Source organism: Pseudomonas ovata (assembly GCF_003131185.1).
GTDB lineage: Bacteria > Pseudomonadota > Gammaproteobacteria > Pseudomonadales > Pseudomonadaceae > Aquipseudomonas > Aquipseudomonas ovata.
The window spans coordinates 55,141-78,700 of the sequence record NZ_QFFU01000016.1 but is presented as its reverse complement, the minus strand read 5'-3'; the positions used below and the strand labels follow the sequence as shown (position 1 = coordinate 78,700).

The 23,560-nt window shown below is 64.0% G+C and carries 22 protein-coding genes; 3 read left to right on the top strand and 19 right to left on the bottom strand.

What is annotated here, in order from left to right; all coding sequences use genetic code 11:
• Positions 1-70 precede the first annotated feature (70 nt).
• The 9 genes from DGA31_RS19640 to DGA31_RS19595 form a co-directional block, all read right to left on the bottom strand.
• Complete coding sequence (locus tag DGA31_RS19640) at positions 71-1,072, bottom strand: glutathione S-transferase family protein (RefSeq protein WP_109513688.1); 1,002 nt, start codon at positions 1,070-1,072, stop codon at positions 71-73.
• A gap of 103 nt (positions 1,073-1,175) precedes the next feature.
• Complete coding sequence (locus DGA31_RS19635; RefSeq protein WP_056837048.1) at positions 1,176-2,177, bottom strand: glycosyl transferase family protein; 1,002 nt, start codon at positions 2,175-2,177, stop codon at positions 1,176-1,178.
• Positions 2,174-2,509 carry a TusE/DsrC/DsvC family sulfur relay protein gene (locus DGA31_RS19630; RefSeq protein WP_056837050.1) on the bottom strand — a complete coding sequence of 112 codons (336 nt, stop codon included), beginning with the start codon at positions 2,507-2,509 and terminating at the stop codon, positions 2,174-2,176. Before DGA31_RS19630 ends, DGA31_RS19635 begins: the two co-directional genes overlap by 4 nt.
• Positions 2,506-2,790 (bottom strand): sulfurtransferase complex subunit TusB, encoded by a 285-nt coding sequence (tusB, locus tag DGA31_RS19625; RefSeq protein ID WP_109513687.1) that lies wholly within the window; start codon positions 2,788-2,790, stop codon positions 2,506-2,508. Before tusB ends, DGA31_RS19630 begins: the two co-directional genes overlap by 4 nt.
• Complete coding sequence (gene tusC, locus DGA31_RS19620) at positions 2,790-3,149, bottom strand: sulfurtransferase complex subunit TusC (protein WP_056837052.1); 360 nt, start codon at positions 3,147-3,149, stop codon at positions 2,790-2,792. The genes tusB and tusC overlap by 1 nt, the downstream gene beginning before the upstream one ends.
• A gap of 1 nt (position 3,150) precedes the next feature.
• Positions 3,151-3,543, bottom strand: a complete 393-nt coding sequence (tusD, locus tag DGA31_RS19615; RefSeq protein WP_109513686.1) for a sulfurtransferase complex subunit TusD — start codon at positions 3,541-3,543, stop codon at positions 3,151-3,153.
• Positions 3,544-3,680: 137 nt separating this feature from the next.
• Positions 3,681-5,036 (bottom strand): purine-cytosine permease family protein, encoded by a 1,356-nt coding sequence (locus DGA31_RS19610; RefSeq protein WP_109513685.1) that lies wholly within the window; start codon positions 5,034-5,036, stop codon positions 3,681-3,683.
• A 2-nt stretch (positions 5,037-5,038) separates the two neighbouring features.
• Complete coding sequence (locus DGA31_RS19605) at positions 5,039-5,725, bottom strand: cysteine hydrolase family protein (RefSeq protein ID WP_109513684.1); 687 nt, start codon at positions 5,723-5,725, stop codon at positions 5,039-5,041.
• 513 nt (positions 5,726-6,238) lie between these two features.
• Complete coding sequence (locus DGA31_RS19595; protein WP_109513682.1) at positions 6,239-6,829, bottom strand: TetR/AcrR family transcriptional regulator; 591 nt, start codon at positions 6,827-6,829, stop codon at positions 6,239-6,241.
• A 132-nt stretch (positions 6,830-6,961) separates the two neighbouring features.
• Between DGA31_RS19595 and DGA31_RS19590 the strand changes: the two genes are divergently transcribed.
• Complete coding sequence (locus tag DGA31_RS19590) at positions 6,962-8,203, top strand: MFS transporter (protein ID WP_109513681.1); 1,242 nt, start codon at positions 6,962-6,964, stop codon at positions 8,201-8,203.
• Here the strand turns inward: DGA31_RS19590 and DGA31_RS19585 are convergent.
• From DGA31_RS19585 to DGA31_RS19555, 7 genes are all read right to left on the bottom strand, one after another.
• Positions 8,131-8,463 (bottom strand): DUF3325 domain-containing protein, encoded by a 333-nt coding sequence (locus tag DGA31_RS19585; protein WP_056837063.1) that lies wholly within the window; start codon positions 8,461-8,463, stop codon positions 8,131-8,133. The two genes, DGA31_RS19590 and DGA31_RS19585, sit on opposite strands and share 73 nt — an antisense overlap.
• 1 nt (position 8,464) lies before the next feature.
• Positions 8,465-10,033: a PepSY-associated TM helix domain-containing protein gene (locus tag DGA31_RS19580; protein WP_109513680.1), complete on the bottom strand. Its 1,569-nt coding sequence runs from the start codon at positions 10,031-10,033 to the stop codon at positions 8,465-8,467.
• Entirely contained in the window at positions 10,030-10,317 is a 288-nt protein-coding gene (locus tag DGA31_RS19575; protein ID WP_109513679.1) for an iron transporter, read from the bottom strand. Before DGA31_RS19575 ends, DGA31_RS19580 begins: the two co-directional genes overlap by 4 nt.
• A gap of 71 nt (positions 10,318-10,388) precedes the next feature.
• Positions 10,389-12,614 (bottom strand): FepA family TonB-dependent siderophore receptor, encoded by a 2,226-nt coding sequence (locus DGA31_RS19570; RefSeq protein ID WP_109513678.1) that lies wholly within the window; start codon positions 12,612-12,614, stop codon positions 10,389-10,391.
• 134 nt (positions 12,615-12,748) lie between these two features.
• Positions 12,749-14,086, bottom strand: coding sequence for a HAMP domain-containing sensor histidine kinase (locus DGA31_RS19565; RefSeq protein WP_109513677.1), 1,338 nt, complete (start codon positions 14,084-14,086; stop codon positions 12,749-12,751).
• A complete protein-coding gene (locus DGA31_RS19560; protein WP_056837074.1) occupies positions 14,083-14,799 on the bottom strand; it encodes a response regulator transcription factor in 717 nt (238 codons plus the stop codon). Before DGA31_RS19560 ends, DGA31_RS19565 begins: the two co-directional genes overlap by 4 nt.
• 169 nt (positions 14,800-14,968) lie before the next feature.
• Positions 14,969-16,861 carry a sigma-54-dependent Fis family transcriptional regulator gene (locus DGA31_RS19555; protein ID WP_109513676.1) on the bottom strand — a complete coding sequence of 631 codons (1,893 nt, stop codon included), beginning with the start codon at positions 16,859-16,861 and terminating at the stop codon, positions 14,969-14,971.
• Between the two features lie 250 nt (positions 16,862-17,111).
• On the opposite strand from DGA31_RS19555, the gene DGA31_RS19550 reads away from it, so the two are divergent.
• Positions 17,112-18,935, top strand: a complete 1,824-nt coding sequence (locus DGA31_RS19550) for an NAD(P)/FAD-dependent oxidoreductase (RefSeq protein ID WP_109513675.1) — start codon at positions 17,112-17,114, stop codon at positions 18,933-18,935.
• 4 nt (positions 18,936-18,939) lie between these two features.
• Here the strand turns inward: DGA31_RS19550 and DGA31_RS19545 are convergent, their stop codons facing one another.
• A complete protein-coding gene (locus DGA31_RS19545; RefSeq protein ID WP_109513674.1) occupies positions 18,940-19,482 on the bottom strand; it encodes a TetR/AcrR family transcriptional regulator in 543 nt (180 codons plus the stop codon).
• Between the two features lie 164 nt (positions 19,483-19,646).
• Between DGA31_RS19545 and DGA31_RS19540 the strand changes: the two genes are divergently transcribed.
• Positions 19,647-20,756, top strand: a complete 1,110-nt coding sequence (locus DGA31_RS19540; RefSeq protein ID WP_109513673.1) for an NADH:flavin oxidoreductase — start codon at positions 19,647-19,649, stop codon at positions 20,754-20,756.
• 306 nt (positions 20,757-21,062) lie between these two features.
• Here the strand turns inward: DGA31_RS19540 and DGA31_RS19535 are convergent, their stop codons facing one another.
• Positions 21,063-22,244 carry an acetyl-CoA C-acetyltransferase gene (locus DGA31_RS19535; RefSeq protein ID WP_109513713.1) on the bottom strand — a complete coding sequence of 394 codons (1,182 nt, stop codon included), beginning with the start codon at positions 22,242-22,244 and terminating at the stop codon, positions 21,063-21,065.
• A 268-nt stretch (positions 22,245-22,512) separates the two neighbouring features.
• Positions 22,513-23,418 carry a LysR family transcriptional regulator gene (locus tag DGA31_RS19530; RefSeq protein WP_109513672.1) on the bottom strand — a complete coding sequence of 302 codons (906 nt, stop codon included), beginning with the start codon at positions 23,416-23,418 and terminating at the stop codon, positions 22,513-22,515.
• Between the last annotated feature and the right edge of the window lie 142 nt (positions 23,419-23,560).

Below are 23,560 nucleotides of genomic sequence, written 5' to 3'. Positions count from 1 at the left end.
CGCCACAAATTTACGGCTGCTAACGCAGCCGGTCGCGGGCAAGCGCGCTCCTACCGAAGGCCAATAAAGATCAGGCGTCCTGCCAGATGCCTTGGCCTGGCAATCGCTCCCGGTCATGCGCCACTGCAAAATCCTGCTTCGGCCCCTTGGGCACGATGCCGGTGGGGTTGATGGTGCGGTGGCTGGCGTAGTAGTGGTGCTTGATGTGCTGGAAGTCCACGGTCTGCGCCACGCCCGGCCACTGGTACAGCTCGCGCAGCCAGTGGCTGAGGTTCGGGTAGTTGCTCAGGCGTCGCAGGTTGCACTTGAAATGCCCGTGGTACACGGCATCAAAGCGCACCAGCGTAGTGAACAACCGTACATCCGCCTCGGTCAGGTAGTCGCCGACCAGATAGCGCTTCTCGCCCAGCAGGCACTCCAGTTCATCAAGCTTGGCAAACACCTCATCGAACGCCTGTTCGTAAGCGCTTTGTGACGTGGCAAAGCCTGCGCGGTACACGCCATTGTTGACGGCCGGATAGATCTGCTCGTTGAGCGCGTCGATCTCACCACGCAACGGCTCGGGATACAGGTCCAGGTGGTTGCCGGTCAGGTCGTTGAAGGCCGAGTTGAACATGCGGATGATCTCCGCCGACTCGTTGCTGACGATGCGCTTGAGCTGTTTGTCCCACAACAGCGGCACGGTCACCCGTCCGGTGTACTGCGGGTCATCCTCGGTGTAGCGCTGGTGCAGAAAGTCCAGATTATCCAGCGCATCGCCGCTGGAGCCGGTGGCCTTGTCGAAGGTCCAGCCGCTTTCCAGCATCAGCCAGCTGACCACCGACACATCGATCAACGCTTCCAGGCCCTTGAGCTGGCGCACGATCAGGGTGCGGTGCGCCCACGGGCAGGCCAGCGAGACATACAAATGATAACGCCCGGCCTCGGCCTTGAAGCCGCCATCGCCGCTGGGGCCGGGTGCGCCGTCCTGGGTGATCCAGCTGCGACGCTGGGCATTCTCGCGCTGGAAGGCGCCGTCCTTGCTGCTTTCATACCACTGGTCATGCCAGCGTCCGTCGATGAGCAGGCCCATGATTGGCTCCCTGTCTGTAAGTGAACATTGGAGCCAGTCTATCGACACAGGTTCGAACTAAAAGCGCAAATAGCCGCCGTTAATCATCGAATAACACGATGGGTCACAGCGACCGGTCACGGTTGTCCCAGAACTGCCGGGCCTGCTCGAAGGCGGCCTCACGCTCGACCCCCAGGCCACGCAGGGCCAGGGCAATGGTCGACAGCAAGGCCAACTGGCCGTAGCTGTCTTCGACCTCGCCACGCCAGAAAGCCACCAGATGCGCCGGTTCCAGGCTGGCCGGCTTGACGTGCCGACGCTCGGCCAGGGCCGGCCATTCTTCATCCCAGTCCTGGCCGGCCGTGGTGCCGTACAAATGGCTGATCGTGTCGGGGTTGACCTCGATTTCCCCGCCATCACCCTTGACCACAATGGCATGATCGCCCAACAGACGGCTGGCCTCGCGATGCACGCTCTGGTAGCCGGGGTGAAAGATGCTCTGCAAGCCGCAGCGTGCCTTGAGCGGGTTGAGCACCCGGGCCAGGGAGTGGATCGGCGAGCGCAGCCCCAGCGTATTGCGCAGGTCGATCATGCGCTGCAACTGCGGCGCCCAGTCGGCCAGCGGAATGAACGCCAACTGACGCGCTTGCAGGGCGCTGCCCACCGCCGTCCAGCTGCGGCACAGCGGGATATTCAACACACCGAGCAACTGCTCGGTGTACAAGCGGCCGGCGGTGTGCGCGCCGCCGCCGTGCAACAGCACGCGCACGCCGTTGTTGGCCAGGCACTTGGCGGCCAGCAGAAACCACGGCAGGTGACGCTTCTTGCCGGCATAGCTGGGCCAGTCGATATCGACCTCGATGGCCGGTGCATCCAGGCGCTCGCGCAACGCTTCGGTAAAGCCGGCCAGCTCTTCGGGGCTTTCTTCCTTGTGTCGAAGCAGCATCAGGAACGCGCCCAGCTGGGTGTCCTCGACCTGTTCGTCAAGCAGCATGCCCATCGCCTGCCGGGCTTCTTCACGGCTCAGGCCGCGGGCACCGCGCTTGCCTTTGCCAAGGATGCGCACAAATTGGGCGAACGGGTGTTCGGCCGGGGTTTCGGTCACCAGTGGGCTGTAGTCGGTCATATGCAATTCGTCGGTTTGGGCAGGCCTGCCAGGCGGGCCGCCAGTTTGGCGGGCCGCCCGTTGAACAGGCGGTTGAGGTGCGGGCTGTTGCCTTTTTCCGGGCCCAGCTTGAGGGCCGTGTACTTGATCAAGGGGCGGGTGGCCGGTGACAGCTGGAACTCGGCGTAGAACGCGCGCAGCACCAACAGCACCTCTTCATGCTCGGGGCCGAAGTCGATGCCTTCCTCGACGGCCAGCGCCCGGGCTACGTCCAGCGACCAGTCGTTGAGGTCCGCCAGAAAGCCATCCTGGTCCAGAGCGACAGTACGGTCTGCAACGATCAGATCGGTCATGACCAGGTGTTCACTCTGTCAAAACGCACGCAAAGCTCGACAAAGCCGGGATAGTCCACCACGCCTGTTTCAGCCGGCAGCATCAGGCCCCGGGCCTGGGCGTCTTCGTCCAGCACGAACACGCGCTCGCCCAGTGCCGCCAGGGCCGGGTCTTCACGGCGCAGCGCGTAGGTCGCATCGCCGCACAGCAGTATGGCGTCATCCGCACCCAGTATCCGCAGACAGCTGTCCAGGCGGGTATCGGTGAACGGGGAGTGGGAAACAACGTGCAAGGTCGCCATCAGATCGTGATCACCTGGTCGTAACGGTCAAAAAGTGCGGCGATGTCAGCACCGCAGGCCAGGACCTGGAGGCCTTCATCCAGCGCGTCGGTGGCGATGGCGCGTTGTTGCAGGCTATGGCCGCAGGCATACAGCTCGTCGACGCCGAACATCGGCAAGGCCTTGAGGTTGGCCGTCACATCCTTTTGCTGCACCGCCGCGGCCTGGCCGGCCTGCAACTGGAACACGCCATCGTCGAGAAACAGCAGACCCACCGGCAAATCGAAGGCGCCGCCGGCCAGCACGATATCCAGTGCCTCACGGGCACCAGGGCCGGACCAGGGCGCCTGACGGCTGACAATCAACAGGGATTTACTCATCTTAAGGTCCTCCAAAGCAGATCACCCGATCAGCGCTCTGCGTCGCATCGTGCAACTGACCCAGGCCGGACAGTTCCCACGGCGCCTGCAAACTGGCGGCATCACGCTGGTAGCGCGCCGATTCTTCGGCATTGAGCACGCCCCGGCGCAAGGCGGCGGCAATGCACACCACGCCATCCAGGCCCTGTTCGGTGATGAATGCACGCCACTGCGCCGGCAGGTCCTGCTCGTCCTGAGGCGTGACGACACTGTGCGACGCACTGTGTACGCCATCCTGGTAAAAGAACAGGCGCACGATCTCATGCCCGCCGGCCAGCACTGCCTGGGCAAATCGCAAGGCGCGTCGGGACGAAGGCGCATGAGGCGCAGATAACAGGCAAATGGCGAATTTCATGAGCGGCTCGTTCAGCGAAACAGCCGCAATGATAAAGAATTCACAGGCGAGTGTGGTGAATCACGAGCGCACAAGGCCTGGTCAGGCCTTGTGCGCTCGTCAGGCAGTGTCGATGCCACGCCTGGCGCAACGAAGGATCAGGTCGTTGCGGCCTTGACGTTTGTGGGCGTGCGCATCAGCACGTAATACGCCAGTGCCGGAAATATCAGCCCTGCCAGCCATGAAAGATCAATGCCCTCCAGAAGGGCAGGCACAGGCCCCACGTACAAGGCCGTGTTCATGAAAGGCACTTCAAGCGCAATGGTTGCCAGAAAGATCCCGATCGCTTTCTTATTGATACGGCCATAGATGCCCCGTGGATCGAAGATGTCGGCGATCCGGTACTCGCCCTTGCGGATCACGTAGTAGTCCACCAGGTTGATGGCGGTCCATGGGATCAGGAAGTAACTCATGAAGAAAATGAAGTTCAGGAAGAACTGGATGAATCCCTCCTTGGCCAGGGTGCACAACCCTGTGGCCAGCGCACAGATGACCAACATGAAGGCGGTGCGCACCGAAGGCGTCACTTTCAGGTTCAGGCAAGGCTCCAGCACGGTGACCGTGGACATGAATGCGCCATACAGGTTGAACACGTTGATGGCTATCTGGCCGTAGATCAGAAACAGGCACACCAGCAAGCCGGCGCTGCCGAACAGGCCACTCAGGTGCAGGCCGATATTGTCAGCCAGACCGCTTATCGAGACCGACAGGACAGCGCCCAGCACCATCATCCAGGTGCCGCCTGTGACGGTCCCCAGATAGCTGTACCAGAACACCTGTTTGGTTGAGGTGGCCGTAGGCAGGTAGCGTGAGTAGTCGGCCACATAAGGCGCGTAGGACAACTGCCAGGTCACCGCAATGCTGACCGATGCCAGAAAGGCTGGCAGCGAGAAACCCTGCAACGACCAGGCTTGAGCAGCAATGGGCAGGTTCAGTGCCACGAATGTGGCGACCCCGAAGACGGCGATCGACAGAATGGACAACACTTTCTGCAAACGATGGATCAGGCGATAACCATACAACGCCACCACAAAGCACACACCCCCCAGCACACAGATATTGGCGTTCAGACTGAGGGGGCTCACCGTCGTCATCACCTGGGCCGCCAGCAGGGTGTTACTCACGAAAAAGCCCAAGTAGATCAGCATCACGAACAGCAACGGCAATATGGCGCCGTAAACCCCGAACTGCGCGCGGCTCTGGATCATCTGCGGGATACCCAGTTTCGGCCCCTGGGCAGAGTGCGAGGCCATGAACAGGGCACCGATCACCGAACCCAGCAGGATAGATACGGCACTCCACAGCAGATTCAGGCCCAGGCTGACGGGCAAGACGCCCGCTGCAATCGTGGTGATGTTCATGTTGGCGCCGAACCAGACATAGAACAGCGATTGTGGCCGGCCCAGACGTTCGTTTTCCGGAATGAAGTCGATGCTTCTTTTCTCGATCTGCATGATCAACTCCAGGACGAAGGTTGGCTGTTGAGGGCGGTTTCAAGCCGCTCGATGGTCGGCACAAACGCCTCGGGCTGGAATGCAAAGTGATCCGGGACCTGGGTGGCCAGGTGCACGCTCGCTTGCCGGCTCCATTGCTTGAGCAGCTCGGCGCTCGAAAAGAGGCTCAATCCGTAGATCCAGTTCGTCAGGATCAGCAGCGCCGAGTAGTGGGCGGCCAGCGTGGTCGCCGTGCAGGCGTCAGCCACCACGACCACTTCATAGTTGTGCTGGTAAGCGTCAAACACCGTGGTCATGACACACACGTCGGTCAGCACACCGATGACCACCAGCGTCCTGATGTTCTGCTTCTTGAGCGCTGCATCAAGGTCGGTGCCATGAAAGGCGCTGTAGCGATGCTTGTCGATCACCGTGTCGCCCGACGCTGGCGCCAGCACCTCGAGGATTTCCACAGCAGGGGTGCCTGCCCGATACGAGGTCGGGCGGCCTGCCTCGTCCACTGGTTCCGAGCCTGCCAGGTTCCGGCCTTCAGCGTCATTGACGTGCCGGGTGTAGAACAGCGGGATGTTCAGTTGGCGAGCGGCGTCAATCACAGAGCGGGCATTGCTGACCACCTCATCAATGCGCTCAAGATGAAAGCCTGCCTCTTTTTGCAAGTCGATCACCAGCACGGCGGTTTGCGTCGTCATAAAAGTACCCAAGGCACAGTGATGGCCACGCCTTGAACGGCGCGCATCAGGCTGTGCCTGAATCAATCGGCAATAGGGTGCCTTGCCTGCACAGGGCAGAAAGGCGACTTATGGGCGAAGGGAGACTCGTCGAGTCTTCAGTGAGCGATCTGCCAGAAACCGTTCTGCTTGGCAGCCACTGAAGGCCGAAGACGTTTGAGGACAACGCGGGACGGCGATGATGATCGCCGCAGGTAACAGCGCCTGGCGCCTTGTCGCAACCGCACGCACGACCCTGCAGCCCCAGGGAAGGGCTTGATAGCAGCGATGGCGGTGAGTCGACAGGTCATTTCAGACACCGGACAGAAGGGGCTTGATAACCTGAAGCAAATGTCGAGCCAGCCTTTCTGTCACTGCTTGCAAGCGCTCTGGCCCGGGCATCTGCATGATGCTGTTTTTTGGTATGCCGTAATACTGTGTTACGGCATGTAGCACAAAGAGGCCGAGTGCACCGTGTCGATGCTTCCCATCGGCTCAGTCATATGTGACCTGCAATCCACGCAATAGCACATCCGCTGCCGCCAGGGCATGGTTGAGTCGGACCTGGCCTTCATCGGCCTCGGCAATCCAGAACGCCGCCTCGGTCAGGCTGCCATAGAGCAGCCGTGCCAGCGCCTGCGGGTCGGCAGGTGTGACGGTGCCTTGTTCGATCAAGCGCTCGATCAGCGCCTGCAACGAGCCAATGCAATGACGTTGCGCCTGTGGCGATGCCATGCCCAGTACCGCACGGGCATCGCGCAGCACGATGCGCTGGATCTCGGGTTCCAGTGCCATGTGCAGGTAGCTGCGGCAACGCTCGCGCAGACCCTGCCAGGTCCCGTCATGAGCATCGGAAACGGCTTGTAGCCGCGTATCCATTTCGGCGTCGATCTGCTCGACTACGGCCGCCAGCAGGCCTTTCTTGTCGGTGAAGTGGTGATACAGCGCCCCACGGGTCAGGCCGGCCTGTGCGGTCAGATCATCCATTGACGTGTCGGCATAGCCGCGCTCTGCAAAGACCTGGCGGGCGGTGTCCAGCAAGGTGTTACGCGTCTGTTCCATATCGGCGCGGGTGCGACGAACCATCGGGCTCTCCTTACATACATTACGTATGTATATTTACATACGGTCCGTATGAATGTACGGTTTATACATACGAGACGTATGTATTGTTCGCGCCCTGCGCCATTCTGGCAAGCGCCTGTTCTGGAGAGTCACATGGCCAACCCTTATCGAGCACTGTTCGAGGTGCCTGGCGCCAAAGCTTTTATCGTTGCCGGCCTGATTGGCCGGCTGGCCTTGCCGATGATGGGGATCGGCATCATTACCTTGCTGGCTCAGTTGCGCGGCAGTTATACGCTGGCCGGGGCGGTATCAGGCACCTTCGTGCTGACCTACGCACTGCTGTCGCCGCAGATTTCAAAAGGGGTCGACCGGCTTGGGCAAGATCGCGTCTTGCCGGTGGCCACCATGATCAGCGTGACGGGCGTGGCGATCCTGTTGCTGGCGACCTGGTGGCCGGCGCCTGACTGGACGCTGTTCCTTGGCGCCTGGCTGACCGGGTTCATGCCCAGCCTGCCAGCCATGGTGCGTGCGCGCTGGACGACGCTGCTTCGTGGGCAACAGCGCCTGCAAACGGCGTATGCGCTGGAAACGGTACTCGATGAAATGAGCTTTATCGCCGGACCGCCGCTGGCCGTAGGCTTGAGTGTCATGACCTTTGCCCAGGCCGGTCCGCTGGCGGCGGCAGTGTTACTGGCCATCGGCACAGGCTGGCTGGTGTGCCAGCGTGCCACGCAACCGGCTGTTACTGCCCCGGCGTCCGGCACGCGGTCGGTCTTGCGCCTGGCCTGCGTGCGACGCCTGGCGCTGTTGACGGTCGCCATGGGCGTCATCGTCGGCACCGTGGACATCGGCAGCGTGGCGTTTGCCGAGCACGCCGGGCAACCGGCCGGTGCTTCGCTGGTGCTGTCGGCCTATGCGCTGGGCGCCTGCCTGGCCGGTCTGCTGTTCGGTGCCGTGCAATGGCAGATACCCTTGCACCGATTGCTGGTACTGGGTGGGCTGGCCACCGCCGCCACCACACTGCCGCTGCTGTGGGTGTTCAACCTATGGACGCTGGCCGCCGCAGTCTTCGTGGCCGGGTTGTGCTTTGCCCCGACCCTGATCGTAGCGGTGTCACAGGTTGAGCGTAGCGTGCCCGAGCACCAGCTTACCGAGGGCATGACCTGGCTGCTGGCCGGCCTGAATGCCGGCGTTGCCCTGGGGGCCGTGTTGGCCGGGCAGGTGGTGGATGCCGAAGGTGCCCAGGCCGGCTTCAAGGTGGCTTTAGGGGCCGCTGTGGCGGTGCTGTTGCTCAGTGCCTGGGCCGGTTGGCGACCGTCGGTTCAAACCAGCGCCATCACCCCCAGCACTGGCCAGCCCGCGCCTGCCAGCCACACCGACAGCCGTGGTGCGTAGGGCAGCAGCATCACCAGCGTCACCCCGGCCAGCGAGACCAGCCCGAGCCAGCCCACACCAGCCATGGCCCAGCCCCAGGCCTGCGCGCAGCAGGCCAGGCTGGCGCCCAGCAAGGCCCAGCCCACCGCGCGCAACAGGCGTTGCAGCCCGGCACCGGGCAGGCGTTGATAAAGCTGCTTGTAGTGCCGCTCCAGGCCCAGGCACAAGCCCAGCAGGCCACTGTAGGCCAGCAGCAGGCTGGCGATGATCCACAGACTCATCTCAATTGGCCTCCAGGGCAGCACCAGGCGCTTTACGCGTGGCCTTGTCTTTTATCGGCCGGCCAAGCTTCCAGCGGGTCCAGGCCAGCAGCATGCCGATGATCACCACCACGCTTTCGAGCCAGAACGCCTCGTTGCGGTTTTCGCCGAGCAGGTTCAGCAGTGGCAAGGCCATGCACAACACCGCCGCCAGCCCCAGCTGTTCGCGCCAGGCCGCCAGCCAAGGGCGCACGATGGCGTGGCCCAGGCTGGCCAGCCACACCAGCAGGAACACCTGCACCTCCCAGCCGCCACGCCCGGGCAAGCTGACCGGCAGCAAGCGGTTGGCCCACAGATAGGCCACGCAGGCCAGGCTGAGGCCGGCAATGACCGCTACGTTGAGGCGTTCGGCGCTGTGATAGAGCAGGGCGGCGACACGGCCCTCGGCATCGTGACGGCGCCGGCGCTTGACGGTGAACAACACCACGCCGGTGGCCAGCATCGCGCAACTGGCCAGCCCGCACAGAAAGTACAGCCAGCGCATCCAGTAACCACCGAACTGCGCAAAATGCAGGCCGGCCATGACCTTCTGGGTCAGCAGCGTGGCCCGGCTGTCGCTGGGCAGGCGCAGCACCTGACCGCTGACGCCATCGAACTGCAGGCTCATGCCCTTGGTCAGCTCGATGCGGTTGCCCAGCACGGGACGTACCTCGATACGTGCGTCACTGCGCCCCGGATGCTGAATGCTCAGGCCGGCCACGGGGCCCAGCAAGCGTTCGGCTTCACTGAGCACCGGTGCCAGGGCCGTCAGGTCGGCCGGCTGCACCGCTGGTTTTGTCCCGCCACGCGGCCCGGCTTCGCGCCCGCCCGCCGGGTGGCCGTGTTGTTCGGTTGCCGGCGCTTCACGCAGGGCCCGGGTCATGCGCTCGCGATCGCCGTCGAACAGCGCCTCCATCGCCGCTGGCATATAGATCAGGTAGAAAATCACCAGGCCGGTGTAGGTGATCATCAGGTGGAACGGCAACACCAGCACGGCCGTGGCATTGTGCGCATCCAGCCAGGAGCGCTGGCCCTTGGCCGGGCGGAAGGTGAAGAACTCCTTGAAGAATTTCTTGTGGATCACAATGCCGCTGATCAACGCCACCAGCATGACCATCGCCGCCAGGCCCACCGCCCAGATGCCGATATTGCGTGGTAGGTTCAGGGTGAAGTGGAAACGAAAGAAAAACCCGCCGCCGGCGGTCTCGCGCACCGCCAGCGGCTCACCGGTGGTGGGGTCCAGCACCGTGCCGCCGCCACGGCGCTGCTCGCCGGCCGACACGGTCAGGGTCGGCGAGCGCTCGGTGGGCAGGCCGATGTTCCAGGCGCTGGCGTCCGGGTGGCGCGCTTGCAGATAGTTCAGGGCCACCTGTGCGGCCTGGGCCTGGTCCAGGGTGTGCGTCGGGATTTCCGGGCGCATCCAGTTATCGATTTCCTTGTCGAACACCGCCAGGGTGCCGGTCAGGAAAATACTGAACAGCACCCAGCCGAAAATCAGCCCGCTCCAGGTGTGCAGCCAGGCCAGCGATTGCGTCAGGGTCCTGGCTTTCATGCAAGGCGCTCCAGCAGTTGTGGCCAGAAGCCGATGCCGGCCAGCGGCACGGCGGTAGCGAGTCCGGCCCAGGCCCGCCAGTGATTATGGCAAGTGAAAACCCAGAGCATCACCAGGGTGTACACCGCAAAGGACAGCAAGGTGGCACTGACCATGGCATCGGCCTTGTTCAGTGGCAGCACGCGCGCCAGGGCGGCGGTAAAGGCGTAGGTAAATCCATAGCCGCCCACTACGGCGGCCAGGACACGTGAAACGGTGGGCCAGGGAGAGGATCGGCTTTTCATGCAGCAGTGCTCATCAGGTCTGGGACGAGCGAAAACCCGGACATGACCGGGTTCTCGCCAACGTAGTCGAATCAGAACGAGGTGGTCACCGAGGCATAGAACGCCCGGCCCGGCTCGTTGTAGGTGCTGGCCCCGGCGCTGGTGCCGGCGCCTTCGCGGTACACGCGCTTGTCGAACAGGTTGCTGATGCCGGCGCCGAACGACAGGTGCCTGTTCACCTCAAAGGTGCTGCCGAGACTCCACAGGTGGTACGGATCCAGCGTGCGCAACTGGTTGCTGGCGGTGACTGCGGTTTCCTGCAGCGGGTTGGTGGTGCGCGGCTCTTGCTTGCCATACCAGGTGCCGGTCAGGTTCAGCGACAGCGCCTGTGTCACTTGCCAGTCGAGCATGCTGTTGATCGTGTACTCGGGCACCACTGACAGCGGGTTGCCGTCGCTGTCTTCGTTGGACTCCATGTACGTAAGGTTGGTGTTCCAGCTCAGGACGTCGCCCTGGTTGCCCAGCAGCGGTACGCCGACATAGCCTTCCCAGCCCTTGACCACCGCATCGCTGGCGTTGTCCCAGCGCAGGATGGCCTCGTTGGCCGAAGTGCGCCCGGTCAGGTCGTTGGACGAAACGATCTTGTTGTCGTAGTCGTTGCGGAAGTAGGTCAGCCCGGCGCTCCAGCCGTCACGAGCGAAGCTGATTCCCAGTTCCTTGTTGATGCTGATTTCCGGGTCCAGGTCCGCATTGCCCAGCACGTAACAGCCGTTGGCACTGAGGCTGGCGGCGCAGCCGTTGCCATTGCTGCGGTACAGGTAGTTGGGGTTGGACTGGTACAGGTTCGGCGCCTTGAACGCACGGGCAATGCCGCCCTTGAGGGTGATGTCGTCGGTCAGCTTGTAGGTGCTGTTCAGGCTCGGGCTGCCGTTGGCGCCGAACTGGTCATGGTGATCCAGGCGCAGGCCCGGGGTCAGGAACCACTTGGGCGTCAGCTCGATATTGTCTTCCAGAAACACGGCCATGAGGGTCGCGTCCATGTCGGTGGCGCGGGCGCCGGCGGCCGAGTTGGGCAGGGTGGTGCCAATGGCGCGGTCCATGGTGCTCGGGTCGTCCAGTTCCTGGCGGTTCCATTCGGCGCCCACCGTCAGGGTCTGCTGGAATATCAGCTCCAGCGGAATATCCAGCTGGCCCTGCAGCAGGTAGCTGTCGTAAGTGCTGGTGCTCTTGTCGCTGCCGTTGATGTCGCCGTCCACCGAGCCGGTCTGGCCTTCGGGCAGGCGGTTGTTGCGGGTTTTCTCGTACTGCGCCACCACCTTGGAGGTGCCGAATGCCCAGTCGCCGCGGTGGGTGACCGAGAAATTCTGCCGGTACATCGTGTTGGTCTCACGGCCCAGCCAGGTGTTGATGGTGCTGCCGGGGGTCAGCGAGTCGGTGCCGCCGGTGCCAACATCGCCGGTGTAGATATTGCCCTGGCGGCTGTAGCCGGCTTCGAAGTCCAGGGTCTGCTGCGGGTCCAGCGCCCAGCTCAGCAGGCCGTTGACGTCCTTGTTGCGCACGCCTTCGCGCCCGGCGGCCAGCGAGGCCCCCGAGGCGGTGTCGGTGTGCGCCAGGTTGATGTCGGCATCATCGGCGTCGGTCTTGTTCAGGTTGCCGTAGACACGAAAGGTCAGGGCGTCGGTCAAGGGGCCGGCCAGGCTGAACGTGGTGCGCCTGGTCACGCCCTCGGCGTCATCCTCGGGCAGGTTGGTAAAGGCGCTGATGGAACCGGTGAGCTGTTCGCTGGGGCGCTTGGTAATGATGTTCACCACGCCGCCCATGGAGCCTGAGCCATAGCGCGCTGCCGCCGGGCCGCGCAGCACCTCGATGCTGTCGACCTGATCGGCCGGCACCCAGTTGCTGTCGCCACGGGTATCACGCTCGCCGGAACGGGTGTAGCGCACCGCGTTGCGTGAGGTCACCGGCTTGCCGTCGATCAGGATCAGGGTGTTTTCCGGGCCCATGCCGCGCAGGTCGATCTGCCGGTTATTGCCACGGGTGCCGCTGGCGCTGTTGCCGGTGAGGTTGACGCCCGGCATCTTGCGCACGATGTCCGACAGGTCGTTGACCGGTGGGCGCTTCTTGATGTCTTCGGCGGTGATCAGCGACACGCCGGAGGCTTGCTTGAGGGCTTCTTCGGCCGTGGCCACCACATGGGTATCAGTCAGCTGCAAGGCATCGGCCGATGCGGCCGAATCCGCGGTTTCGCCCAGCGCCAGCGCCGGGCCGGCAGCCATCAGGGCCATGAAAAGGGGACTGAATCTGAATCGCGAATGCATCGGCCTGCTCCTGAGTGTGAAAAGGAGTGAGGGCGTTCTGGACATGCCCCAAGGCGACGCGGTGCGCTCGCTCGACTCCCTTGATGGGCGCAGATGCTACGCATTCTCAAATAAGAATAAATATGTTTTACATTTTATACACTTGGCAGCCGCAGATGGACGCGCAGCCCTGGGCCGGCATTCTCCGCCCAGACCTCACCGTTTTGCGACTGCACCACACTGTGGGCAATTGACAGCCCCAGGCCGAAACCGTCGCCGCCTGGCCGTTCGGCTTGCAGGCGAATGAACGGCTGGAAAATCTGCTCCAGCTGGTCGGGCGGCACGCCGGGACCCTGGTCTTCGACCCACAGGTGCCAGTCTTGTGCCTCGCGTTTGCCCGCCAGCCGCACCTGGCCGCCTTCAGGGGAGTGGCGCACGGCATTGCGCAGGATGTTCTCCAGCGCCTGGGCCAGGCCATTGAGGTTGCCCAGCACCACGCAATCGGCAGGCAGCGTGCACGGCATGCGCTCGACGGGCCAGCCGGTCTCGAAGCTGCAGTCCTCACACAGCATTGCCCACAGCTCGGCGACTTCCACCGGCTCCACCGGCAGCTGCGGGCGCTCGGTGTCGAGCCAGACCAGCTCCAGGGTGTCGTCGATCAGCCGCTCCATGATCTGCACCTCATGCTCCTGGCGCTGACGCATGGCCTCGATGTCCAGTTCGCGCTCGCCGGCCACCCGCAAGCGGCTCAAGGGTGTGCGCAGCTCATGCGACAAGGCACGCAGCAGCCGGCGCTGGAACACCACGGTGCTTTCCAGGCGACCCGCCATCTGGTTGAACGAGCGCGCCAGCTCGCCGAGTTCGTCGCGTCGGCCGGCGACCCTGGGTTCGACCCGCGCCGACAGGTCGCCGTTGCTCAGCGCGTTGGCCTGCCGGCGCAAGGTGGCCATCGGCGCGATCAGCAGCCGGTACAGCAGCACGCCCAGCAACAAGGCCAGGGCCGTCGGCAGCCCTTGCTGCAAGGCGATCTCCCAGCGTTCATTGTGCTGGCGCGGGTCCAGGCGCGGCGGCAATTCCATCACCAGCCGACCCTGGAGCCCCGGCAGCGGCACATAGAAATTCGGTCGCCCGCCGGGCCGTCCGACCGCACTGTCTAGGGTGCGGATAAACCGCAGGCGGCCACGCTCGTCGTCCAGCATCGGCTGCGACGACAAGGACTCATCGTGCTCATCGACCACCACGGCCCAGACCTGCTCGCGCTGGCGTACGCCGTGCAAGAATTCATCCACGCCTGCACGGCCCTGGGTGCGCCAGGCGCTGGCCGCCTGCGCGGCATAGTCGTGGTAGACCTGCCGGGTCGACGTCGGCAGACGGGCGCTGGCGTCATAAAGGCGTTTGCTCAGGTCCACTTGCAGGCTGACCAGCAACAGGCACAGCAACGCCAGCAGCACGATCAGTTTCCACAGCAGTGAATGTCGATGCGGCAGGCTCATGGCGCCAGCGGGCTCAGCACATAGCCGGCACCGCGCACGGTCTGGATATTGCGGCCGTTGTAGCCGATCACCTGCAGTTTGCGCCGGATCCGGCTGACGTGCATGTCCAGGCTGCGGTCGTAATGCGACCAGGCCCGGTGCATGGCTTGCTGGTACAGGAACGCCTTGCTCAGCACTTCACCCACATGCGCCAGCATCACTTCCAGAATGCGGAACTCGGTGCCGCTCAGGTCGGCCCAGACGCCGTTATGACTGACATCGCAGCGTTGCAGGTCGACCGTCAGTTGCAGCTCGTCATGCCGGGTGTTTTTCGCTTCATGCTCATAGGCCACGCGGCGCAGCACGGCATCGATGCGCACGTCCATTTCGCGCATGCTGAACGGCTTGGGCAGGTAGTCGTCGGCACCCTGGCTGAACCCGACGATGCGGTCCTGCTCGGCGCCCAGCGCCGACATCAGGATCACCGGCAGGCGCAGGTGTTGGCGCAACTGGCCCAGAATCTCCAGGCCGCTGCCGTCGGGCAGCATGATGTCCATCAGAATCAGGTCGAAGCCTTGGCTGGTCACCAGCGCCACCACATCCTTGGCACTGTGACGCAAGGTCACTGCAAAACCACGCTGCTCGAGGTGGCTTTGCAGGTGAGAGGCAAGCAACGGATCATCCTCGATCGCCAGAATCCGTGAAGGCGTGTGCAGGGGGGAAGGGGAAAGCATGGGGGTTCCTGAGCTGAGAATGATTCTTTGTCGCATAGTGTGACGAATGTCGAGGGATATGCCTACCTGTCATGAATCGACCCACCTTTCGCGACCGTTGGTCGCTCCTGCGCAATGGCGGCATGGCCTGCAAAGGTGGCTTTATCCGATCCTCAAAACACCGCACCCGTCAATGCCGGCTGATCCCATGCAGGCGCAGCTTGCGGTACAGCGTATTGCGGCTGATCCCCAGGCGCTGCGCCACACGGCTCATGTTCCACTGCTCGGCCTCGACCGTGGCTTGCAGGGTCTGGCATTCCGACTGGCGCAACGGATCTTCGGCTTGCTGCGATTGCGGGCGACTGGCCGGCAGCAGCTCATGCACATCCATCAGGTTGATCTGCCCGTCATCGGACAAGGCCACCAGCGTGCGCAGCACGGTGCGCAACTGGCGCACATTGCCCGGCCAGGCCTGCGCCAGCAAGGCCTGGCGCGCGTCCGGCGTCAACTGGATGACATTGCCTGCGGCTTCTTCGCGCAGCAGCCAGTCAAGCAAGGCGCCCTTGTCTGCACGGTCGCGCAATGCCGGCAGGGTCACGCTGAAGCCGGCCAGGCGATAGAACAGGTCCTCGCGAAAATCGCCTTGTGCCACCCGTGCCGCCAGGTCCTGGTGCGTGGCGCTGATGACCTGCACATCCAGCGGCCGGGGCGCGGCACTGCCCAGCGGCACCACTTCGCGGGCCTCCAGCACGCGCAACAGACGGGTTTGCAGTGCCAATGGCATGTCGCCGATTTCATCGAGAAACAGAATGCCGCCGTGGGCCTGTTCGAGCTTGCCGACCATGCCTTCGCGCCGGGCGCCGGTAAAACTGCCGCCGCGATAGCCGAACAGTTCGCTTTCGATCAATGCCTCGGGAATCGCCGCGCAATTGATCGCCACGAAGGGCCGGGCGTGACGTGAGCCGGCCCGGTGCAAGGCGCTGGCAAAGGCTTCCTTGCCCGTGCCGGTTTCGCCACACAGCAGCACCGGCACATCGCGTTCCAGCACCCGCAAGGCGCGCTCGAAGTGGCGGCGCAGCGTCGGGTCGTCCAGGCACACGCGCTCATCACGAGGGCGCGGCAAGGCCCGGGCGATGACCGGGATCGAGGTCTGTGGTGCGCGCAGTTGCGCGTGCAGCAAGCGTCCGTCGGCCAGGCGCAGCGGCCAGCACAGGCTCGGCTGCGGGCTGGCACGCTCGACGATTTGCTCAAGGGGCAAAGCAACCAGCGTCGTCAGCGATTGCCCGGCCAGACGTTCACGCGACAGGCCCAGCAGCTCCAGCGCCATCGGGTTGACCGAGGTGATGATGCCGCGCGCGTCAAAGCCCAGCAGGCCTTCACCCAACAGGCCGGTAAAGCCCGGTTCCGGATGAAAACGCAGCAGAAAATGCTGTGGCTCGTGCTGGAGGAAATAACAGCTCTCGATCAACCGCGCCGACAGGCTGGTCAGGGCCATGGCCTGGAAGCGCTCCTGCAAGGTGCGTTCTTCGTGGGCCGATGAGACGTTGAGCACCGCCAGCAGTTCGCCGCGCGGATCGAAGATCGGGCTGGCCGAGCACGTCAGCCCGGCATGCCGCCCGCGAAAATGCTCATCGCGGCGGATGGTCACGTGCTGGCGCTCGACCAGGCAGGTGCCGACGCCATTGGTGCCCTCGCAATCCTCGCTCCACATGGCGCCCAGCCACAGCCCGGCGCGCTGGAACGACGCCCGTTCGGCCTCGTCGAGCACGCTGTCGATCACCACGCCCTGGGCATCGGTGAGCAGCACCACATGACCGCTGCGACCCAACTGCTGGTGCAGGCTGTTCATCTGCCAGCGCGCCACACCGATGATGGGCTCCAGCGGCGCGCGATGATCCTGCAGGCGCGGCTGTTCGACCACGCAGGGCGCCTGATGGCTGGCGGGGTCGAGCCGATGCTGGTCCAGGCAGCGGCGCCATGAACGGGTGATGGCCGGGGCTGCGCTGCCGGGCTGGCTGGCGGGCAGGCCGTGCACGGCCTGCAAGACCTGTTGCGCGTGGGCGTGAATCAGGGTCGAGGTCATTGTTGTTGTTCTCCAGCACACCGTGAAGGCGGGTCTGTCGGCAGCTTAGTCGAAACCTTGCTGCCTGAAAAAGCACCTGCCGGTACAGGGTGACACTCTGTCATGGGGACGTGTCACGCCCTGGGTACAGCAGCACCGGTCGCCACATGCCTTGATCGGTGTGCGCAGGCTCTGGCCTGAGGCTTTCGACGATCTGGCCCGAGCCTTGCGATAGACCAGGGGCAAACAAGAACAACAAAGGAAATTGCTCATGACAATGGCTACCCAAACGCCGGCACCGGCTGCAGCGCACACCCCTACCGAACAACTGGCCGCCTGGGTCGAACGCTTTGCCGGACACCTGGCCCGGCGCGACATCGATGCGACGCTGGCGCTGTTCGGCGACGAATGCTACTGGCGCGACCTGGTGCTGTTCAGCTGGAACCTGATCACCCTGGAAGGCCAGCCGGCCATCGGCGCCATGCTGCAAGAGCGCCTTGAGCAGACCCGGCCCGAGCGCTGGCAGCTCGAAGGCGAAGCGACCCTGGGCGACGGCGTGATCGAAGGCTGGATCAGCCTGGAAACCGCCACAGGTCGCGGCAAGGGCTATGTGCGCCTCAAGGACGGCCAGTGCTGGACGCTGCTGACCAGCCTGCGCGAACTCAAGGGCTTCGAAGAACCCGCCGGCCGGCGCCGGCCCCTGGGCGCGCAGCACGGCCACGGCCATACCGACAAGCGCAACTGGCTGGAGCGGCGCCGCGACGAGCAGGCGGCCATGGGCGTTACCACCCAGCCCTGGTGCCTGATCGTCGGCGGCGGGCAGGGCGGCCTGGGGCTGGCGGCCCGGCTCAAGCGCCTCAATGTGCCGACGCTGATCATCGACAAGGCCGAGCGTCCCGGCGATCAATGGCGCGGGCGCTACAAGTCGCTGTGCCTGCACGACCCGGTCTGGTACGACCACATGCCGTACCTGCCGTTTCCGGACCACTGGCCAGTGTTCACGCCCAAGGACCAGATGGGCGACTGGCTGGAAATGTACGCGCGCATCATGCAGCTCGATTATTGGTCTCGCACCGAGTGCGTGCAGGCCAGTTTCGACGAGCAGGCCGGGCACTGGAGCGTCGAGGTGCTGCGCGACGGCCAGCGGCACACCCTGCGCCCGACCCAACTGGTGCTGGCCACCGGCATGTCGGGGGTGCCGAACGTGCCGGTGTATCCAGGCAGCGAAACCTTTGCCGGCCAGCAACATCACTCCAGTCGTCACCCCGGCGGCGACGCCTGGCGCGGCAAGCGCGCGGTGGTGATCGGGGCGAACAACTCGGCCCATGACATCTGCGCGGACCTGGTGGAAAACGGGGCCGAGGTGACCATGGTGCAGCGCTCCAGCACGCACATCGTGCGCTCCGACAGCCTGATGGACCTGCTGTTCGCCGGCCTGTATTCCGAGGACGCCCTGGACAGCGGACTGACCACCGACAAGGCCGACATGCTGTTCGCCTCGATCCCGTACCGGATCATGGGCGACTTCCACCGTCCGGTGTTCGATGCGATTCGTGCGCGTGACAAGGACTTCTATGCCGGGCTGGAAAAGGCCGGCTTCATGCTCGACTTCGGCGACGACGACTCCGGGCTGTTTCTCAAGTACGTGCGCCGTGGCTCGGGTTACTACATCGACGTAGGCGCTTCGCAACTGATCGCCGACGGCACGATCAGGCTCAAGAGCGGCGCAGGCCTGGGCGTGGAGCACATCGAAACCGATGCCGTGGTGCTCAACGATGGCAGCCGGCTGCCGGCCGACCTGATCGTCTACGCCACCGGCTACGGTTCGATGAACGGCTGGGCCGCGCGGTTGATTTCGCCAGAAGTGGCCGAGAAGGTCGGGCCCTGCTGGGGCTTGGGCTCGGGCACCACCAAGGACCCGGGGCCGTTCGAGGGCGAGCTGCGCAACATGTGGAAGCCCACCGCGCAGCCGAACCTGTGGTTCCACGGCGGCAACCTGCACCAGTCACGGCACTATTCGCTGTACCTGGCGCTGCAACTGAAAGCCCGCTTCGAGGGCCTGGACACGCCGGTCTATAGCCCCCGGTCGAACTGACCGGTCATTGGTCGCAGGCCAGCCGCGCCAGAATATCGGTGCGGCAGGTGGCGAGAATCTCGTCGGCCAGGGCCGAGTCATCCGGGCAGGCCCTGGACATGGTCATCGCGCCTGTCGCCTGGGCAATCAGGGCGATCATTTTGGCGCGCTGTTCCGGCGCATACCGGGCCAGCATGCCTTCGATGCCATCGGCAAAGATGGCCTTGATACCTTCTGGCTGACGCGCCGCGTCGCCGCCCAGCGCCGCCATGGTGCAACCCTGGTCACGCGAGTCGCGGTGCTCACGCGAGAGGTAGCGCTTGAAGCGCTCGGCGGCCTCCAGCCTGTCGCTTTTTTCCTGCCCTGAAGCAATGGCGCACGCGGCGGCCTCGGCCATCAGGTCGGCCTTGGAGCCAAAGTGCTTGTAGAACCCGCCATGGGTAAAACCGGCAGCGGCCATCAGGTCAGCCACACTGACACCGTCATACCCGCGCTCACGAAACAGCGCGGCGGCTGTCTCAACAATGTGTGCCCGGTTCGCCTGGGCCTGGGCCTTGGTTACTCGCATGTCCGCATCTCCTGCCTGGACGTCTCGATCAAATGCTGACTATACATTGATGTCGATCATCATCAAGGCACGTTGACAATTAAGATGGTGTTCGCCATCTTAATTGCCACCTCGCGGCATCGATCCAGCCGTGTCCTTTTTCCCGACTGCCAGTGGAAGACCTCATGTCCAGCGACATCCTGTTCAGCCCCTTTACCCTTAAAAGCCTTGTGCTGCCTAACCGCATCGTCATGGCGCCCATGACCCGTGGCCTGGCGCCAGAGGGCATTCCCGGCGCCTTGCATGCCGAGTATTACCGGCGCCGTGCCGAAGGCGGCGTGGGCCTGATTCTGACCGAAGGGACGGTGATCGACCGGCCGGCCTCGCGCAACATGCCGGGCATTCCGTTTTTCCATGGCGACGCGGCGCTGGCCGGTTGGTCCGGCGTGGTCGATGCGGTGCACGCCGCCGGCGGACGCATCGCCCCGCAAATCTGGCACACCGGTTCGACCCGCGCCCGTGGCGAGTGGACCCCCGAGGCACCGGTCGAAAGCCCGAGCGGCCTGGTGGGGCCGGAGGATCCACGGGGCAACACCATGACCCTGGAAGACATTGCCGACACCGTGGCCGCTTTTGCCCGTGCTGCTGCGGATGCCAAGCGCCTGGGGTTCGACACTGTAGAGCTGCACGGGGCGCACGGTTACCTGATCGACCAGTTTTTCTGGCCGGGCACCAACACCCGCACCGACGCCTTTGGTGGGGCGACGATTGGCGAGCGCTCGCGCTTTGCCGCCGAAGCGGTCAAGGCCGTGCGCGCTGCGGTGGGGCCGGATTTCCCGTTGATTCTGCGGGTCAGCCAGTGGAAACAGCAGGATTACGCGGCTCGCCTGGCCACCTCGCCACAGCAGATGACCGAGTGGCTGGCGCCGCTGGTCGAGGCGGGCGTAGACATCCTGCACTGCTCGCAACGGCGTTTCTGGGAACCGGAGTTTTCCGAGATCGACGGTGCTGACGGCCTGAACTTCGCCGGCTGGGCGAAGAAGCTCACGGGCGCGGCGACCATCAGCGTCGGCTCGGTCGGGCTGGACGGGGATTTCTTCGGCGCCTTTGGCGGCCAGGGCTCCGGTGCCGCGGCACTGGACAACCTGCACCAACGGCTGGAGCGTGAAGAGTTCGACCTGATCGCGGTCGGCCGCGTGCTGATCTCCGATGCCGACTGGGCCAACAAGGTCCGCACCGGCCAGACCGACGCGCTGCAAGGCTTCAAGGCCGCCGACCTGGCGACCTTGGCCTAGGGTCTGTTGCCGTTTCATCACGGCCGCGCCGGCGCCCGTTTTGCCGCGAGGCAAGGCAGGCGCCGCGAAGTCTGGTCATTCCAGATGAGTGGCGAGTAACGCAGTATCGCGGCAAAACAGGCCCAGCAACGCGGCTCGTGCTGAAACGGCAACAGACCCTGGAAAGCCGCCTTGGTAGGAGCCCGCTTGCCGGCGACCGAGTGCGAAGCGCTCGTAAAATCTCGGAAACGCTGAAAATTTACGACTGCTTACGCAGCCGGTCGCGGTGGTCCGGCATTCCGGCAAGCGCGCTCCTCCAGGCCGGTATCAGCCGCGTTCAAGCAGCAGCGCCACCCCCTGGCCACCGCCGATGCACAGCGTGGCCAGACCCTTTTTCGCGTCGCGCTTGAGCATCTCGTGCACCAGCGTGACCACCACACGGCAGCCCGATGCGCCAATCGGGTGGCCCAGCGCAATGGCGCCGCCGTTGACGTTGACCTTCTCGGCATCCCACTGCAGTTCCTGGCCCACGGCCAGGGCCTGGGCGGCGAAGGCTTCGTTGGCTTCGATCAGGTCCAGTTCCTGCAGCGACCAGCCGGCCTTGGCCAGGCAGGCGCGGGTGGCCGAGACCGGAGCAATGCCCATGATCGCCGGGTCCACGCCGGCGCTGGCATAGGCCTTGATGCGCGCCAGCACCGCCAGGCCCAGTGCCTGGGCCTTGGCAGTACTCATCAGCACGACCGCTGCGGCGCCGTCGTTGACGCTGGAGGCATTGCCGGCGGTCACGCTGCCGTCGCCCTTGAACGCCGCCTTCAGCTTGCCCAGGGATTCGGCCGTGGTGCCTGCGCGCGGTTGTTCGTCAGTCGCGAAGGGCAACGGATCACCCTTGCGCTGGGCAATCATGATCGGCGTGATTTCATCGGCAAAGCGCCCCGACTCGATGGCCTGCAGGGCTTTTTGCTGGGAGTGCGCGGCAAAGGCATCCTGCGCCTGGCGCGAAATGTCGAAGCGCTCCACCAGGTTTTCGGCGGTGATGCCCATGTGATAGTCGTTGAAGCTGTCCCACAGCCCGTCGGTGATCATGCTGTCGAGCATCTGCGCATGACCCATGCGCAGGCCGGTGCGCGCCTTGGGCAGCACGTAGGGGGCCAGGCTCATGTTTTCCATGCCACCGGCAATCACCACCTCGGCATCGCCGCAACGAATGCTTTGCACGGCCAGGTGCAAGGCCTTCATGCCCGAGCCGCAGACCTTGTTGAGGGTCAGCGCCGGCACGGTGTGCGGCAGCCCGGCATGAATGGCGGCCTGGCGTGCGGTGTTCTGGCCGGCGCCAGCGGTCAGCACATGGCCGAGAATCACCTCGTCGACCTGCTCGCCGCTCAGGCCGGTCTGTTCCAGCAGGCGGCGGATGACCGCGGCGCCCAGTTCCACGGCGGGGGTATTGGCCAGTGAGCCCTGGAAGCTGCCAATGGCGGTGCGGGTGGCCGCGACGATAACGACGTCTTGCATGAACATGACTCCTTGTAAGTGATCCACACGCAAACGCTGTGCGTGCAGGAGAGGCTTTAGCCACATCGCCTGAGGGTTTCACAGGAACCTGTGGGAGGCGGCTTGCCGGCGATTGCAGCGCTACAGGCGCCTCAGAGGGCCCGGTTTTACCCAGCCTGTTCGCATCGCCCTCTGGTCAGTGACGCCTACCGGTTCCCAGCTTCTGCCCATTCCCAGCGTTTGATAAGTTTGTTTTTTCGTGCCATTGATTTGCAAAACTGATCAATCTTCACACCGAATGCAACAGAAACTGCTGCACCGCCCGCGCCTCGGGGGTGACCAGGCTCTGTTCGTTCCAGATCAGGCCCAGCTCCATGTCCGGCACCGGATCGCTGAGCGGACGCGTTTCCAGGCGCCGGCCTTCCAGCGACCAGTGGCGAAAGACCATTTTCGACAGCACCGTCACGCCAAAACCGTTGGCCACCAGGCCGCGCAAGGCCTCCATCGAACTGGTCCGGAACGCCACGCGCGGGCTGACCCCGCACTGTTGCCAGTAGCGATTGGTCGACGCCTCGCCCTCATCGACAGTGAACATCAGGTAAGGCAGGGGCTCCAGGTCCTTGAGGCTGATTTTCTCGGCCTGCATCAAGGGGTGATCCACCGGCAGCCAGACCTGGCGCTTGGACTGCATCAGCACCGCCTTGTTGAGGGCCAGGTCCGGGTCGGAATTGGAGACAATGATCAGTCCCAGGTCCAGCGCGCCGCTGGACACCGCATTCTCGATCGAGACCCGGTCCATGTCCTGCAGGTCGAACTCTACATCCGGGTAGCTGCGGCGAAAGCGCATCAGCACGGTGGGCAAGTAGTAGCCCAGTACGGTGTAGCTGGCGCCGATGCGCACCGTGCCGCTGATGGCCGCCCCGGTGCTCAACGGCTCGCTCACGGCATCCTGCACGGCATTGAGGATCGAGCGGGTGCGTTCCAGAAACCGGTGGCCTTCCAGTGTCAGGCGCACGCCATAGGGCAGGCGCTCGAACAGGCTGACATTGAGGGCCTGCTCCAGTTGCGCCACGGCAGCGGTGATCGCCGACTGGGAAATATGCTCGCTGGCGGCGGCCAGGGAGAACTGGCCCATCTCGGCGGCGGCGCGAAAATAGCGCAGTTGACGAAGCGAAATGTCACGGGGATGGGCCATCTGTTTTTTTTATACCCGATGTCTGTTTTTAGAAATTTACGATAGCGCAAGCGCAGACTAACGTACTTGAAAACCGATCGCGGGTCTCTCAAGCGGTCGACTACAAGAATAAAAGCCTGAGGATCCGCCGCATGAACAGTCC